The organism is Thalassotalea sp. PS06 (genome assembly GCF_007197775.1).
GTDB lineage: Bacteria > Pseudomonadota > Gammaproteobacteria > Enterobacterales > Alteromonadaceae > Thalassotalea_A.
In genome coordinates this window covers 1470369-1486737 of record NZ_CP041638.1, presented here as the reverse complement: position 1 = coordinate 1486737, position 16369 = coordinate 1470369, and the positions used below count along the sequence as shown (strand labels likewise).

Here is a 16369-nt window from a genome sequence, read left to right as displayed (position 1 = left end):
TACGTCTCTTAATAATTGAGTTAGGATTGCTTCAAATCGCTAGTGTGTAATGGCGCCAGAAGCCAATATAGCAACCAGGCAAGCCAAGACACAAAAACCACTAAGATCAGCCAGATCACCTTTTCGCCGGCGCGGGTTTTCGATGATGTGGCAATGAATACAATAGGTAATAGCCAGATGATAAAAACGATTAGCAGGCTAAATAAACCGACTCCCGCCATAATTGAACTCCATTAATTCGATATTGATTAGATAAAAGTGAATGTTAGTTGCGGGTATAAACCTGCAATAATGGAAACTTATTTTCACCAAAATTCAGGGTCAGGGACAGAGTTTCGCCTCCCTCAAAATCCTCGGAAAATTCGTATGGCACGATACGCTCACCGTTCGCCAATAATGCCATGACATGTTTTTGGTTTAGGCTTCTTTTTCCCGTTGCCAAATTAGTAAAGGTAACAACCGCCCAACGCTCCCCTGCCTCGTTGCTCATTAACACATTATTTAACACACCAAAGTCGCTAATTTGCGGAACAATATTTTCGTCATTAGGAAACGCGAGCTGGATATCACCGCCCGATATGCCGCGATCAACAACAAGCGGTGGCTGATTAGCTTGAACCGAACAAGATAACAGGGTGAATAACACCATCGTTCGCATCATATGGACTCCATTCTTTAAAAACGCTTAAAAACTCAGCTGATTAATTTTGGCACCGCAATAAAAGCAATTAGAGCGGCGTTTCGAAACCTTGCGCCCACAGTCAGAACATTCATTTGCAGTAGCAACTTTGCCATCCTTTTTGCCATCGCGCAGGTCAATTTCTTCAATCTTTCTCTGAATCTGCGACTTGCTGACACCCAGTTCATTGAGTAGTTCTAACGCCGCAAGATTCATAATGTATAACTGATCGATTTTCTCAGCCAAAGTGTGGGCATGGGCTTCGTTTTGAAAAGACCTGTATTTTGCCTGATCGAGTTTGACATCCTGATCACTAATCCTCAAATCCTGAAACATATTATAAAGATACTGCACCTTATTACTCCTTGTCTGAACTACGACTTGTTAGGTACGTCAATATGTCATACAAAACAAATGGTTGGCAAATTTTTCCAGTTATCGCCAATCGTCCATAGGTTGGTTAATTTTTCATTTCTAACATAGATTCAGAGCTACGCTCGGGCTCATTGAGCATTTCTACCTGATCTATTTTGGTGAAACGGCGACTGATCTTATGGGCGCTGGTGTGAATTTGTTTAACATCAGACGCCGCCTGGTCGATGTGTTTGGCAAGGTTATCAAATCGAGTGGTAAATCGATTGAAATCGTCGGCAAGCAGACCCAAGTGTTCTTGAATAATATGCACCTGTTGGCGGGTGGCTTCATCTTTGAGTACTGAACGCGCCGTGGTCAAAATCGCCATCAAGGTAGTAGGCGATGCCAACCATACCCTGGCCCGATGCGCAGCTTCAACTAAATCCGGGTAGTGGCCGTGAATTTCTGCAAAGATGGCTTCTGCGGGGATAAACATAACCGCCCCATCTGCGGTCTCATTACTGATCAGGTATTTTTCAGAAATGTCTTTAATGTGTTTTTTGATGTCCTGACGAAACTGGGTTTGTGCGGTTTTGCGCTCACTAGCTGTTAACTGTTCGTCCTGCATACGTCGATAAGATTCCAGTGGGAACTTGGAATCAATCACCACATTGCCGGTAGGTTTTGGCAAGAACAATACACAATCGGCTATCTTGCCGTTCGACAGAGTATGTTGAATGGAAAAGTGCTTTTCCGGTAATACGTTACGGATCAGGCCGTTCAGCTGAACCTCTCCGAACGCTCCACGGGAACGTTTATCTGCAAGCACTTCCTGCAGGCTAACAACATTGCTCGACAATTCAGTAATTTTCTTTTGCGCATCGTCAATCAATGCCAGGCGTTTTAAGATGTCATTAAAGGTTTTCGTGGTTTTCTCAAAGCCTTCCGATAACCGGTTTTCCACCTCTTTGGAAATGTCCTTCAAGCGATTATCTGTAGATTCTGTCAGCTCTTTCATACTTTGCGCCAAGGCTTTCGAGCTTTGTTGCATGCTATTTTGCATCTCCTGACGATGCGCCTGGGTGGATTGTTGCAAATGCTCAATTAACTGCTTAAAGCCGCTGGTCTGCAACTGCGCAGATTTTTCTTTATGGTCATGCAGCGCCTGCATTAAATTAACATGGTGTTCATTGCTAACTTTGACCTGTTGCTGTTGTATTTGAAACAACAGTTTTTGCAATTGCGTTTGTTGCTCATGCATACCTTGCACAAAGCAATTTTGCATCGACGCGGTTAGCGCCGGTATCAATGATTCGCTCAATTGCTGATAAGACGACATCTCGAGAGACTGATGAAATAATGAAACCGCTTTTCGATGGCTAAACCAAAGCACAACAACCATGATAAAAAGCAGACTGAAAGCGATAGCGCAGAATAAAAAAAGATGAGTAACCTGTATATTTTCCATGGTTTGGCAATAAAACACTGATTATATTTACAGTTATTTAACCATTAATCTTTCTAACATGCAAAACCCAGCGCCTACACGGTTGTAGTTAAGGGCAATTTATTTTAATTTATTCTCCTAGTCATTTTTTAGTGTAACCCTATGTTATTTAAGAAAGTCACCACTGCAGAACAAAAGACCATCGCCCTGGTTGCCCACGATAATATGAAGCCAGCATTGCTTGATTGGGTTAGTGCTCATGCTGAAAAACTTAGACCGCATAAACTCTATGCCACGGGTACTACAGGCAGCGTTTTAGAGGCAAAAGCCGGGTTGGAAATTAGCAAATTAATTAGCGGCCCTCTTGGCGGTGACCAGCAGATAGGCGCTCTGATCACCGAGCAGGTTATCGATGTTATGATATTTTTCTGGGACCCGTTAGAAGCACAACCCCATGACCCGGACGTAAAAGCATTGTTGCGACTGGCAGCGGTGTGGAATATCCCGGTGGCTTGTAACGTGGCTACCGCGGATCTATTAATTACCTCGAGCCTGTTTGAAAAACCATTCGATAAAGATGTGCCAGATTACGAACGTTATCTATCCGAGCGAACACAATAACGTTTAATTAAAGTTCCTGACCTTATCACGCGTCAGGAACTTTAACTTCATAGATATTTACCTGCACTGTCTCACCATTATCCAAGGTGGCATTTACCAAAACCCGTTGGTAACCACCCCCTTCAAAGGCATCCAGTTGCGACCAGAAATCTGACAGCTGATTTGATGCAAACACCTGCCCATTTACCTCCGGGCCATCTGTATCAAGAACAATTCCCGGAAAGCCCATGGTGGCCCCCCCCAACCAGACTGATATAGCTTTCCTCTGACTGTAGCGTTGAACCACTCACCGGTTAGATCTTTTAGCACATGCTGGTTCGGCTTACCCGGCGCTAACGTCCCATATACAAATAAATATTCCAAAACTAATTTCCGCGTTTACGATTTCTCGATTCATTTTGAATACTATTGACCATTTTGCCAAACGCTTTATCTTTGGCACGTTTTTGCGCCAGGGAAGCGCTGTTAAACGCCTGCTCTTTTAACAGTTTCTGATAGCTTTGATAGCGTCGTTGATCGAGACTACCATCGGCTAGCGCCAGTTGAATGGCGCAACCAGGTTCACTGGTATGGCTACAATCACTGAACCGACAGTTATTTGCTAACTCAACGATTTCCTGAAACGTTTCATTAACCCCTTGCTCGGCAGCTGCCAATTGCAACTCACGCATGCCTGGTGTATCGAGAATTAATGCGCCTGATGGCAGCACCTTTAACGAACGGTGGGTGGTAGTATGGCGCCCTTTACTATCATCTTCGCGGATAGCGGTAGTTTCCATCACCGTCTCTCCCATTAAGGTATTTACCAGCGTTGATTTACCAACGCCAGAAGAGCCCAGTAAGACCAGGGTATCGCCCTGCTTGTAATACTGAGAGATTGCCTCAACCTGATTTGCATCCAAACCATTAACACTAAGGATATGTAAACCATTGTCGAGCTCCTGAACCTGCTGCAGTTTTTCAGAGGCATCATCGGTTAAGTCCGCTTTCGTCAATACAATCAGCGCTTCAACGCCAGCCTCCCGAGCCATTACCAGGTATCTTTCGATTCGACTTAAGTTAAAGTCCTGATTTAACGATGACACCAACAAGGCTAAATCAATATTGGCGGCAATCAACTGAATATCAACCTTGGTTCCCGCGGCTTTTCGTTGAAACAGGGATTGACGTTCCAGCACTCTTACCAGCTGAAAATCATCGTTAAACAGTATCCAGTCGCCCACGCATACACCTTTTTCCTGGGCAGTTATTGCGACATCAAAACTTCCCTCATCAGACGCGACTTTAAGCTGACTACGGTGATGTTCTGCCACCCTGCCTATTTTTACCGTTTCGTATTCATCCAGAGTCAGTTGTTGCTGAAAAAACGGACGCCAACCAAGCTGAACTAAGGTTAAAGGTTGCTCACTCATGGAGTATCTCTTTAGTTAATTATAAGAAGCGAGAAAATCGTTTAACAGCGGTTTTTGCAATTGTTTTACCTGCAGGCACTGCGCCGTTTTGCTGAGCTGTTTTTGTAAGCTGGTTTGAAAAATACTGCGTTTGTCGCTGAAGAAATCATATAAAGATTGGGCGTTATCCCACTGGCAGGATGGTGTAAATACTTCCGGAAGCACACTCTGGTATAGCAAAGGTAAATTCGCAACCCATTTGGAAAAATCATCTTCGAGCCACTGATATAAAATAGCCTGCTCTTTGTTCTGCCAAAACAGGCGTTGCAGAATATACATGCGCTCGCCCGATGAAAAACCGGCCTTAGGACTTTGCTTAAAAATATAATGAATAGCGGTGGAATCGCTAAAATACATGGCCTGCACAATGCTTTTTCGAAGTTGCGGATTGCTGGTCGAGTCCGCGACTTTAAAATAGCGATGTACCAGGTCCTGTTGATTACGGTTTGCGTTTATGGCGCTGATACGCAGGGCTTCGGTACCTAACTCGACACTGATGCCGGAGTCGCCCTGTAAATAAATCGGCGCCAGGCTCTGCAAATAACTGGTAATTTGTTTATTGCGCCCAAACTGCGCCAATGCTCGAAGCAATCGTGCCCGCAGATATACGGTTTCATATGGCTGACCCGCTACTTCCTTTAAACCCACTTTCGATAACCAGGGTTCGAGCACAGAATTTACAAAGTAGGCATACGCAATTAAATTACGGTCATCAAGATACACGTACCCTATACTGATCACTTCATCAACAATCACCTGAGCGGTTGCTATATGCTCAGATGCCGATAAACTCTCAATAAGTATCAGATGATCATTGATGGTTTTATGGCCTTTATCGAGGGCTTTTCGGCTATCACTAATTGCATTTGCTTGTTTAAAGCTCGATTGTTTCAATAAATCTTCATGACCTGCTGACGCCAGTGCATAAGACATGATCAGCATACTTAAACCCACACCGAAAAAAAACACTACCAATTGCGGTAATAGCATTTTGCGACGTGGCGTGCGCGATTTATAGTTGAGGTTGAATTGATACCAACAGAGCAAACCAAATATCCCTTTGTGTGCGTCTGTTTTAGTGTAGTTGTTTCCTGCTATTTTTCCTTTGCTACGCCCGTTAGTGAGCGATAATGGCAATCAACCAATGTGAGTTTATTCGCTATTACCCCAGTCTCGTTGCATTTCGAGAAATAAAAATGACGCGGTCCAGGTAATTAATACCAGTCCGGTAAGAGATGCGATCCCCGTTAAAAATCGGATGTCTCCGGTTGGCGTGATGTCACCGAAGCCAAGTGTTGAATAGGTTGTAAAAGAAAAATACACGCAATCGAGCAGAGTACCTGAAAAATCCCCTGCAAATCCTCCAAAATCCGTATCATGGTGCATCAAATAGAACACAGAACCGAAAATCCAGATTTCGATAGTATGAGCTACCAAAGCGCCGACAATACCTATCAATATCCGATACTTTCGCGCAAAGTGAAACCGAGGTAAAAGTTTCGACAAATACCAAAGAAACTCATAATGAATGAGCACCACTGCAGCTACCACCACGGTATTTATCAGAGTAAGTTTCAGCATAATTTTTCGTCCTTTAGCTTTAAATTATATCTGTCTTTACAGTTTGTTAGAAAATTTTACAATCTTGGTTGCAAAATTTCCGAGCCTTGACTTAACTCAATTTAACCCGGTTATTTAACTGTATTACAAATGTCCGGGAAGTGGCAAAGCTAATATTAACAACTAAACTTCCTTAATAACCTGTTAATCCCAATAAGCTATGCAGTATCTATGAAGTTCTAATAGAGATTAACTTAACGGGTGGAGTATATAATATGTTCCATCAAAATATGACGATAAAGCTGTGGCTGGTTATCTGGCTGACGTTTATCGGATTATATTTCGTTCTCCCACAATCTGAACTGCTAGACCAAGAAAATTTTGTCCTCCCTATCATAGAAAATAACCCTGACGCTGAATTTGAATCTATGTCCAATGGCGCTGGTGGTATCGATAATCGTGAAGAATCGGTTACATCCTCAGAAAGCGTAAATTCTGAGAACACCGAAGTGCTTACCGATAAAGATGAGTTAACCGATACTACGGTGGCTCAAGTCACCAGTAACGGTTATATCCAGAACGCCAACCTTCCTTACATACCGGATTTGGAAGTAGGGGTTACGGAACGAGAGCAGGTGCTCAACACGCTAGGGCAGCCTGCTCGGCAATTGCAAAAGGGCAAAGTTCTGGAATATTATTTTGAACAGCAAAGTGACACCCTGCAGGTCCTTACCGAAGAAGAATCCAACTTGTTATTACGCAACGAGATTGCCCCAAAAACAGACCTTTACCACCTGATGATAGAATTTGATTTTAACAACGTCATTATGGCCATGAACATGCAGCCGCTCTAAACCATCCCCTACCCTTTTATCATCGCTTCGAACTGCTTGACCGAAAATCCATTCAAATATCTGTCGCCAATTTTCAGCACAGGAACACCGCGAAATCCGGTTTTATAGAACTCTTTCTGGCCAGCGGCTGTAGAGACATTGCATAGCCGAAATGGTATGTTCTTTTGCTCTAGATATTTTTTCGCGGTTTCACAATGCGGACAACGATTTTTTGTGTATAAAACGATGCGCTTCACTTCAGGTGCTCTCCCCTATTTCCATCCTAAACGCCATTGCTGGCTGTCTTTTAGCTGACGCCAGTCAATCTCTCGCCTGAACCCGTCGATAACGGCTTCAATTTCGCAGTATTCAACCTTATTTTGCTCGTCAAATTCAACCTCAACAACGATAAAATGCTTGCGTTTATGTTCAATATGACAGGAAGTCCATTTACTATGCAGGAGTTTTCGCGGGTTTATCTGATTACTCATTGTTGTAAAAATTTAATGGTATGGATGTGCAGAGCAAATTCTCCCTGCTGTTTTTCGGAAATCAAAAAGCCGATTTGTTCAATATCACTAAAATCCAGGGCCGGAACGTTATTCAAAACCATGCCGCGATAGGTGGCAATGAAATCCTCAGGTTCAAAGTATAACGTCACCCACTCGTTCTCTATGGTGTTGAAGCTGACTTGATAGGCGTAGCCATCGAAATTTCGATTGGTACGGACCCGGAACTGAAACCGGCCACCGTCGCCTTTCACGCGAATCGAAATCTTCGCAGCGGGTTCACTAACCGGCCCTGAGAACAAACGGCGAATCGATGCAAAACCGCCATTATTTTCCAGAGATAACACCCCGAAAAAAATTCCATTGTTATCCTCCAACAGGAACTGACCATGGGACACGCCGCCCATCACGGTATCGCTGACAACAAGCCACTTTTGCAGTTCATCGACGTCGGAAAAAGCGACGGTCTTCATTTCATTTGCCTGCACTCGTGCCTCCAACGTTAATGTGAACAACAGAATACAAGCCGCTAACTTCATTAAGGCATTCATAATCTATCCAGAGCGGACAACATTCAGTAATTTAAGATTGTTACGAATTTGTCTGGAAAAACGATCAAGCCTGCAATTCCATGCTGCATGCACGAGTGAATTACAGGCGCCCCTAAAGAATAGAAGATGTGGAAAGAAGTGGCGAGTTAAGGAAACTCGATTTCAATGGCTTCGACGATTTTATCCGGACGAGTCAGATACAAATTGTGATTCAATAGCACGATGCGTTCATCCTTGGCCACTAACAGCGCTGGAAATGCGGTAGTTTGAATAATTTCCTGTAACTCGGCGATATCGCCAAGCTGATATTCAGCATCTTTGCTCAGCTTGTCTTTAAAGACTTTACCTGGAATGGAAAGCTGATAGTTTTTAACGATGGCATCGAAATCTTCAGATCCGGTCATCATCAAACCCTGTTGAAAATGCTGGTCCTGCACCATTTGCAGTACCTCAAAGGCGATTTCTGGTTGTTTATTTTCAAGCCATGCCATTAGATTAGCAACGGCAGTTGCATCCTGTGGTTGCTCGCAAAACCGTAGGTAGTCGTCCGAGAAGCTCACTGAACTTTGCTGCGCTACCGATTGCAGCAATTTTTTGCTGACACCATCACTGCCATCGTAATGGGCTACGTGCATTAAATGTAGTTGCATATCCGGGCTCGCTTTTACCAGCTCGCGTACCAATGCAGTTGTTGCGTAGCTCCACGGACAATGGGAGTCATAGATAAAAAACAATTCGCTGTTCATACTTGCTTGTTCTGAGAAAAAAACCGAATTTTAAATAGTTTAGCAGTTTAATGCCAGTCCTTAGGTTTACTGAATAAAATGTCATTTCAATCGCACCGCACGAATCGGATCCTCGGGTGCCGGTTTGTTTCTTATTTCCTGATAATCTGGTAGCTGTTCCAAAGCAACTTTCACCGCCCGTTGCAGTTGTGCATCCATGCCTTTTGCCGACATCAGCAGATTCTCATTCACTTCGATGTCCGGAGCCACCCCCTCATTTTCAACGGCCCACCGGCCCTGGAGATCGTAAAAGCCGCTGCGTGGTGCGGTCATGTAACCACCATCGACAAATGAAGGGACACCCCAGATGCCGACCAAGCCGCCCCAGGTTTTGGTTCCGACAATAGTGCCCAACTTATGAAAGCGAAATAAGTACGGGAACATATCCCCGCCAGAGCCGGCCATTTCATTGATCAGTAATACTTTAGGGCCGTCAATAATTGCGCCAGGGCTGGTTAGAGGCTGGTCGGTTTCCAAAACATTATTGAAATACCCGCTCAACTTTCGATTGAGCACGTCTATCATGTAGTCGGCAATAAACCCGCCGCCATTGTAGCGCTCATCAACGATAACGCCCTTTTTATCGGCTTGAGCGAAGAAGTACCGATTAAAGAAAGCATATCCCTTGGCACCTGTATCCGGAACCCAGATATAGGCGAGCTGATTATCCGATGCCCGGGCAACGAATCGACGATTATCTTCGACCCAGGCCATCTGGCGCAAACTCGACTCATTTTCTATGGGTTTTACCCAAAAATCCTGTTGCTTGCCTGTTGCCGCAGATTTGATGGTGACTTTGGTCTGGCGATTTAAGGTGCCATTCAGATACTGATAGAAATTGCTTTTTGTCGACAGCTTAATGCCGTCAATCGCGATAATTTGATCGCCCTTGCGAATTTGGTTCTTATAAGGGGACATAGGCGCATATTGATTGATCGCCGCGTTCCACGGTTCTCCGGTAAAAACCCTGGCAATCAGGAAGTTATCTCCTTCCTGGGTTAGGTCAATACCGAGCAACCCTACCCGGTTTTCAGGGACATTGGGAAACTCGCCGCCGCCATTAAATGAATGACCAACTGAGGTTTCGGCCCCCAGATTATCGAGCAAATAATTTAGATCCGCCAAGTGATTAATACCATCGAGCAACGGCCGATAATCGTCCCAGATTTGTTGCCAATCGGCGCCATGAAGGTTTTCAACGTAGAAGTAATCCCGCTGATAACGCCAGGCTTCTCGAAATTTCTGCTGCCACTCCTTTTTCGGCTGTAGCCATAAATCCAACGATAAATTCAATCCGGCGGCGTCTTTGATACCGTCGACATTATCACTTATCTTCCACAAACTACCCTGTTGCGCTAATAGCGCTTCACCATTGGCTGCAAGCGCATACTGCTTAATACCTTTTAACAACATGCGCGACTGCTGCTCTTCAAAATCGAATAGATACAGGCTTTGCTCTTTTTCATTAAGCGTTTTCACCATCAACAAACCGGATTCACTGCTACTAAGCTGAGTAAAATGACCAACTCCAACGGGGATCGCGACCATGCGCCGCTGAATACCGGCAAAGTCAATCTTGGTCATTTCGCCTTTATCCTTGGCGTTATCATTCTTTGCAGATGATTTATCCTGCTTGTTCGATTTGCCTTTGGCGTTCGCGGCTTTTTCCGGTTTCACCTCCTCGACATCACGTCGCAACTGCAACGGACTTTCGCCATTTTTATCGAGGATTACCGCATATACCTGATAGTTTTCCTGAGCCTTGCCTGTCGTACTGAGATCCAGCCATGGAGCTTTACTGGCGTAATCAACACTGGCATTTACGTAGAGATACTTACCGTTGCGATCCCATGCAAAACTGCGATTGTCGGCCATACCGTCGGTAACCAGGTAGGATTTGCCAGTATTCGTATCATAGATAAATACATCGCGTAAAAAATTTCGCGCGGATTTGTTGTAAGCCAGATAACGGCTGTCCGGAGACCAGGCTGGTGCATGCATTCCATAAGGAATAACCTGAGTGTCTTGATCAACCTGAGTCAAATCACCAGAATCGATGGTGAGATACCAAATACGTTGTTTTTGATCGGTAAATGACAGTTGCTTATTGTTTGAAGACCAACGCAGATTGTAATAAAACCCCTGTTTATTTAATTCATAACGTTGTCGTTGTTCACCGAATTGATCACTGATCACCAGTTCATATTCACCAGATTCGTCACTAAACCAGGCAATATGTTTACCGTCTGCGGACCATTGAGCATTAACTTCCCGGTGCCAGCTATTCGACAGGTTTCGCTCTTCGCCATGCTCGGACGGAACACTGAATACCTCGCCTCGGGCGACAAACAAAGCACGTTTGCCAGTTGGCGAAATCGCCGCGGTTTCAATAAATTTGTTGGCTTTTACCCATTGCTCTCTGGACCAGGGGAAATCCGCGTGCAAGGTTAGTTCAATAGCTTTTGGTTGCAAGGATTGTGCGGTTACATCACCGTCGATGTTTGCCTGGTAAAGTCGGCCGTGCTGCTCCCACACCAAACGGCTAGCGGAGACGGCATAGGATTTAACGTCATAATCGTTGTAAAAGGTAAGTTGCTGCGCTTGCTCCGCGTTTCGAGCGTTTTTCCCTATTCGGAATACATTGAGTACCCCATCTCTATCCGACAGAAAGTAAATAAAGTTGCCGTGCCATTGCGGTAAGGTTTGCTTTTCCTGAACCCAGGGTAACATAACCTCATCCAGGCTATTTAAATCTGCGATTCGCAGCGGCTGGTTTTGCCCACCCCGATATTTTCGCCAGCCATCATCCCACGGGGTCACTTTTTGATAAACGAATTGCTCACCATCGGGAGAGAATCCTCCGTATTGGCCTCTGGGCATAGGCATGGCTTGGGGGGTTTGCCCGTGAATGGAAACCGTAAAAAATTTTGGTAAGGCTATCGGTGCCCCTTCTCGACTACTGATAAAAACCACCTGCTTTGAATCAGGAGACCAACTTCTGACCAGATCAGTTCCCGGGTGCCAGGTCAACTGCTTAATCTCGCCGCCACCTACGGGAACAATAAACACATCAAAGTTGCCATTAAGCTGTGAACTAAATGCTATCCATTTGCCATCGGGAGAAATTTTTGGCTGTTGTGCCTGATCCTGAAAGGACGTGAGCCTGAATGCAGTTTGCTGTTTTAAACTGCCTTGCCAGATATCCTGGCCATAGGAGAAAACCAGAGTATCATCATGGATATCTACTTGCCTCAACAATAAATTAGTGCCTTTATCGGCAACAACAACGTTGCTAAACAGCGCCAGTAGCAACAACCATGAGAGGAGTTTTAAGATATTCATTGATGATCCATTATTGTTGGTTTTTCAATTAGATAATGAATCAATTTTAGTTTATTGTGGCGATAATGTTAGCGCTGCCAAACGTGCAAAAGTTAATGATTTTAAATGTTTTTTAAAATTTTATCGTTAAGGCTCGATTTCTTAAAATATCGAAAATCACGGTTAACCTCGTATTAACATCCATGAAAATAAATATTTCCCCGTTAACTTATTGAAATATATAGATTTGCATGAAATATGTACAAACTTTCACACTTTTTATGTTAGCTGTATGTTAAATGAACAAATATGGCGTTGATATGTTTTTCCATCAAATTTACATTGCAATTCGGGAAGCGCAATTACAGCCAGAGAACTTAATAATAAAAATAACTCGAAATCTTTTTTTTGATTCACGTCATCATCGATATCCAAACTCCTGAGGACGAACAAAACCAACCTCAATGGATTTTTCTGAGTTATTTTCACCGAATTTGAATTCACTGACCTCTGCGGTATTGCGCGCACTTATATCGGAATTAAATGCTTGCCTGAATATCAGGTAACAGAGGTAAATTTTAATGGGTTTTAAACGACATAAAAACAACAAGGCGTTACCATCGTTCAGCATCGGTTGTCTCGCTCTTGGTCTGGCTACCTCAACATACGCCAGTGATTTTAGTGACGAACGAGAAATTATTATCACTCCTAAAGCTGGTGTGGAAAGTTTCACTCTGGAGCAACAATTAAAGGCAATCGATACAGGTATTGATGCTGGCAAAGAAAAGCGATATCAACGATTTTTAGATCGATTTAATACTCGCATTGCCACCGTAAAAGAGAAACATCTTGAAAAAAAGTTAGCTCAGCTGCAAAGACACCCTCTGATTGAGAGTGCTGAAGTAAACGAAATGGTAGATTTGTCAGCGACACCTAATGATCCTAAATATGGTAATGCCTGGCACCTGAGAAAAATGAATGTCGACAAAGTCTGGAGTACAACCACAGGTAACAATGTCGTCGTTGCCGTTCTCGATACTGGGGTAGATGAAGACCACCCCGACCTGATCAATAACCTGCTTCCAGGATACAATGCCGTAAGTAATAACTCTGATTTAACCGATACCCATGGTCATGGAACCAAGGTCTCTGGGGTTATTGCCGCAACCTCAAATAATAACCAGGGTGTAACCTCTATCGCCTGGGATAGCAAAATATTACCAATCAAAGTGTCTGAGCGCAGCGATGGCGTTGCATCGTTTTTAGATATCGCCGATGCTTTGGTTTATGCCGCCGATAACGGTGCTGATATTGCAAACATCAGCTACCGAGTTACCCAAAGTAGTACGGTAACCAATGCTGCCAAATACTTTTACGAGAAAGGTGGTCTGGTTGTAGCGGCAGCTGGAAACAGCGGTGAAGATCAAAACTGTTCAGATAATCAATACATTATTACCGTTTCTGCAACTACGTCGAAAGACGCTCTTGCCAGATGGTCAAACTACGGCAACTGTATGGACGTAGCCGCACCGGGCAGTGGCATTCAGACCACCACCAAAAATGGCGGTTATGGCAGTGTTAGCGGAACCTCTTTCGCAGCACCCGCTACCGCAGCGGTTTTGGCCTTGCTTAAGGAGAAGAATCCGAAGTTAAGTAATGCTGAACTGGAAAGTTTATTAGAAGCTAATGCTGACACCAGTATGTTTAGTGGCGAATTCAGTAACAAATTCGGCCATGGCCGTGTTGATGCATATGCGGCGGTATTCGAAGGTGTTTATGTACCAGAGCCAGAGCAAGACACGAGTGCGCCAACCGTCTATATCACCACTCCGGTTCATAATCAGAATGTTTCTGATTCCATCAATGTCAGTGTTAATGCTGTCGATAATGTTGGCGTAACCGCTGTAGAACTTTATTTCCGTGGCAACCTATTTGCGACAGACAACAATGCGCCATATGAATTCAATATTGATGCCAGTAAACTAGCTGACGGTGCAAAAACCTTGTATGCCCGCGCAATTGATGCAGCTGGCAATGTTGGCGAATCGGATGAAATCATCGTCAACCTGGTAAGCACTCCTGAACCAGAGCCGGTGCCAACACCTGAGCCGGATGTCAGCAATGATACAACACCACCAACCGTTTACTTTGTAACGCCTACTGAGTACGAAGAAGTTACCGGAACCGTTAATATTTCTTTAGAAGCATACGATGATAATGGCATCGATTCTGTCGAAGTGTATTTTAGGAACTCATTGCTAAAAACACTAAAGGATGGACCTTATGAATTAACCATCAATGTTGGCGGCCTTCGTGACGGAAACAAAACGTTAAAAGCCGTGGCTTATGACAAAGCTGGTAATAAAACTGATACAGGTAATTACTACATTACCGTAAATAAATCTTTAGAGCCGACAACGCCAGAACCTGAGCCAGAGCCAGAACCAGAGCCGACGCCAGATCCGGAGCCTGAAGTACCTGAACCAACAGATCCAAGTGTTGATACCGTAGCTCCTCAGGTAACATTTGTTACTCCGGTAGCCAATCAAACGGTGAGCGGTGTTCTGGATATTGAGATTGATGCCTCTGACGATCAAGGATTGGATTATGTTCAATTGTATTTTAGAGGTCGTGCATCGAAGCTGTTTACCGAGGCGCCTTTCACTCATCAAATTAACATCAGTAATCTGCGAAGCGGTGAGAAAACCCTGGAAGCAGTAGCTTTCGACAAAGCGGGAAATTCGACAACTACCTTAATCAAGGTCAACGTTAAGTAATACCGTCAGCGTTAGAAAAGGGTGCCAACAGGCACCCTTTTTTGTAGCGGTATTTTGTATTAATGAATCAGTAAATTTATCCGTCACTTTGTTTGTTGCAACAACCAGTCATATAAATCTGTGGAACGATACACCCGAGTCCAGGCATCATGTTCCATGTCCTCATGCACGGTGAATCTGACTTTCTGGTGACCAAGTTGCTCAAGCTTATCTAATCCCGCATAAAAATTGGTAATTTGTACCGCACTGTCGCGGCCACCAGCAAAGGCCCAAACCGGTAATTGCTGTTTCGCGATTGGTGCCATTAAATCCGGGTGTCCCCAGCCAACAACCGGCACAATGGCTGCAAATCTTTGAGGATGTTGACTGGCCATATACCAAGTACCAAAACCACCATAGCTCAGCCCGGTTAAATAGATTCGATTCGGATCGGTGTTAAATCTTTCCTCTACCCCATCAAGGATAGCGATCAAATCTTTTTCTATCACTTCCCAGCCCCGCGGTAATAATGGTGGTATTTGACTCATATCCTGCGTCGAGGCTTCCCGGATAATTGGCCGATTAGTGGTAAATACAGGGCTTCTTTCAGGCGTCCCGTTTTCGAGGCGTTTGGGTAAATCTTTGAGTTGGCGATCATCGATATAACTGATACCAAGCTGATCCATGCCTAACATAGGCAATTGCGGGGCAATGATAATAAAGGGCAGATCCCGTTTCTGGATCCAGGTTTCGTACAATGGGCCATGACTCATGACAAAACCCAGTTCCGACCTGCCATTACCCCGTCCGCCATTGCCATGCAGAAACAACATGACCGGCCAGGTTTTATCACTCTGTTGATCATAGCCCTTTGGTAAATATACAAAGTATTCTCGTTCACTTTGATCAACCTCGCTGACAAAGGGCGCCCGAATTAATTGTGCGGATTGTTGGGGCTTGCCGGCATTATCGCATCCGGACACAATCAACATCGCAATCAAAGTTAAGATAAAACGCATCGGCAATTCCTATAAAAATGAGTAGATTGCCTGCTACGTTAACAGATTTTACAACTACCTCACAATCGTTGAAGTTACATTGCATCAACCTCATTGGGAGCTTTATCCAGAGCTATAAAGCCAACCTTCCTACCTTCTTCGACGGATGTAATTTTGAACACTCTTTTGGGACGGCGTGGATGTTCGTATTGAGCGACTGCTCTCAATACAATCACTAAGACTACAGGAGGACATATTTACTATAAAAGCCAGCGAAGGTGAGCTACCTTCATTCATACTATTTACAAGTTTATGCATCAGTAAGTCAGCCAAAACTAACTTTTTCTGGTGAACGACTTCACTTCGCTCTGAAAAAGGGGTTCGATGCATGCTGTCGTTGAATAACGATTATTCATTTATAACTTTATTTTGTCACGTATTGGTCAAGCTATCGAGCGCAGAGTCTTGACCTCACCTCTTAACCCATCGGTCAATTCTGTATTT

At 44.1% G+C, this 16369-nt stretch carries 18 protein-coding genes; 3 read left to right on the top strand and 15 right to left on the bottom strand.

Annotated features, from left to right (window positions below):
• Positions 1 to 20: 20 nt before the first annotated feature.
• From FNC98_RS06520 to FNC98_RS06505, 4 genes are all read right to left on the bottom strand, one after another.
• A complete protein-coding gene (locus tag FNC98_RS06520; RefSeq protein WP_143580490.1) occupies positions 21 to 221 on the bottom strand; it encodes a hypothetical protein in 201 nt (66 codons plus the stop codon).
• 44 nt (positions 222 to 265) lie between these two features.
• On the bottom strand, positions 266 to 661 hold the full coding sequence (locus tag FNC98_RS06515) for a hypothetical protein (protein ID WP_143580489.1): 396 nt from the start codon (positions 659 to 661) through the stop codon (positions 266 to 268).
• 24 nt (positions 662 to 685) lie between these two features.
• Positions 686 to 1033: a hypothetical protein gene (locus FNC98_RS06510; protein WP_143580488.1), complete on the bottom strand. Its 348-nt coding sequence runs from the start codon at positions 1031 to 1033 to the stop codon at positions 686 to 688.
• Between the two features lie 106 nt (positions 1034 to 1139).
• Entirely contained in the window at positions 1140 to 2435 is a 1296-nt protein-coding gene (locus tag FNC98_RS06505) for a DNA recombination protein RmuC (protein ID WP_185968083.1), read from the bottom strand.
• 207 nt (positions 2436 to 2642) lie between these two features.
• On the opposite strand from FNC98_RS06505, the gene FNC98_RS06500 reads away from it, so the two are divergent.
• On the top strand, positions 2643 to 3101 hold the full coding sequence (locus FNC98_RS06500) for a methylglyoxal synthase (RefSeq protein WP_143580486.1): 459 nt from the start codon (positions 2643 to 2645) through the stop codon (positions 3099 to 3101).
• A 25-nt stretch (positions 3102 to 3126) separates the two neighbouring features.
• On the opposite strand, the gene FNC98_RS16945 is transcribed toward FNC98_RS06500, so the two are convergent.
• The 5 genes from FNC98_RS16945 to FNC98_RS06480 all read right to left on the bottom strand — a co-directional run bounded on the left by FNC98_RS16945 (position 3127) and on the right by FNC98_RS06480 (position 6133).
• Positions 3127 to 3330, bottom strand: a complete 204-nt coding sequence (locus FNC98_RS16945) for a gamma-glutamylcyclotransferase (protein WP_260680518.1) — start codon at positions 3328 to 3330, stop codon at positions 3127 to 3129.
• Positions 3285 to 3410, bottom strand: coding sequence for a hypothetical protein (locus FNC98_RS17075; RefSeq protein WP_409574576.1), 126 nt, complete (start codon positions 3408 to 3410; stop codon positions 3285 to 3287). The genes FNC98_RS16945 and FNC98_RS17075 overlap by 46 nt, the downstream gene beginning before the upstream one ends.
• A gap of 56 nt (positions 3411 to 3466) precedes the next feature.
• Positions 3467 to 4513: a ribosome small subunit-dependent GTPase A gene (gene rsgA, locus FNC98_RS06490; protein ID WP_143580485.1), complete on the bottom strand. Its 1047-nt coding sequence runs from the start codon at positions 4511 to 4513 to the stop codon at positions 3467 to 3469.
• Between the two features lie 15 nt (positions 4514 to 4528).
• Positions 4529 to 5485, bottom strand: coding sequence for an ERAP1-like C-terminal domain-containing protein (locus tag FNC98_RS06485; RefSeq protein ID WP_221932928.1), 957 nt, complete (start codon positions 5483 to 5485; stop codon positions 4529 to 4531).
• A 219-nt stretch (positions 5486 to 5704) separates the two neighbouring features.
• Positions 5705 to 6133: a potassium channel family protein gene (locus tag FNC98_RS06480; RefSeq protein WP_143580483.1), complete on the bottom strand. Its 429-nt coding sequence runs from the start codon at positions 6131 to 6133 to the stop codon at positions 5705 to 5707.
• Between the two features lie 254 nt (positions 6134 to 6387).
• Here FNC98_RS06480 and FNC98_RS06475 point away from each other — a divergent pair, with 254 nt between their 5' ends.
• Positions 6388 to 6966, top strand: a complete 579-nt coding sequence (locus tag FNC98_RS06475; RefSeq protein ID WP_143580482.1) for a hypothetical protein — start codon at positions 6388 to 6390, stop codon at positions 6964 to 6966.
• Positions 6967 to 6974: 8 nt separating this feature from the next.
• Here FNC98_RS06475 and FNC98_RS06470 read toward each other — a convergent pair whose 3' ends face one another.
• The 5 genes from FNC98_RS06470 to FNC98_RS06450 form a co-directional block, all read right to left on the bottom strand.
• A complete protein-coding gene (locus FNC98_RS06470; protein ID WP_143580481.1) occupies positions 6975 to 7202 on the bottom strand; it encodes a glutaredoxin family protein in 228 nt (75 codons plus the stop codon).
• 15 nt (positions 7203 to 7217) lie between these two features.
• Positions 7218 to 7436: a TIGR02450 family Trp-rich protein gene (locus FNC98_RS06465; RefSeq protein WP_143580480.1), complete on the bottom strand. Its 219-nt coding sequence runs from the start codon at positions 7434 to 7436 to the stop codon at positions 7218 to 7220.
• Positions 7433 to 8005, bottom strand: a complete 573-nt coding sequence (locus FNC98_RS06460) for a CIA30 family protein (RefSeq protein WP_143580479.1) — start codon at positions 8003 to 8005, stop codon at positions 7433 to 7435. The genes FNC98_RS06465 and FNC98_RS06460 overlap by 4 nt, the downstream gene beginning before the upstream one ends.
• A 146-nt stretch (positions 8006 to 8151) precedes the next feature.
• Positions 8152 to 8751: a protein-disulfide isomerase gene (locus FNC98_RS06455; RefSeq protein ID WP_143580478.1), complete on the bottom strand. Its 600-nt coding sequence runs from the start codon at positions 8749 to 8751 to the stop codon at positions 8152 to 8154.
• 81 nt (positions 8752 to 8832) lie between these two features.
• On the bottom strand, positions 8833 to 12132 hold the full coding sequence (locus FNC98_RS06450; RefSeq protein WP_143580477.1) for a S41 family peptidase: 3300 nt from the start codon (positions 12130 to 12132) through the stop codon (positions 8833 to 8835).
• A 560-nt stretch (positions 12133 to 12692) separates the two neighbouring features.
• Between FNC98_RS06450 and FNC98_RS06445 the strand changes: the two genes are divergently transcribed.
• On the top strand, positions 12693 to 14888 hold the full coding sequence (locus FNC98_RS06445; protein ID WP_143580476.1) for a S8 family serine peptidase: 2196 nt from the start codon (positions 12693 to 12695) through the stop codon (positions 14886 to 14888).
• 83 nt (positions 14889 to 14971) lie between these two features.
• Here the strand turns inward: FNC98_RS06445 and FNC98_RS06440 are convergent, their stop codons facing one another.
• Positions 14972 to 15886: a prolyl oligopeptidase family serine peptidase gene (locus FNC98_RS06440; protein WP_143580475.1), complete on the bottom strand. Its 915-nt coding sequence runs from the start codon at positions 15884 to 15886 to the stop codon at positions 14972 to 14974.
• Positions 15887 to 16369: the final 483 nt, after the last annotated feature.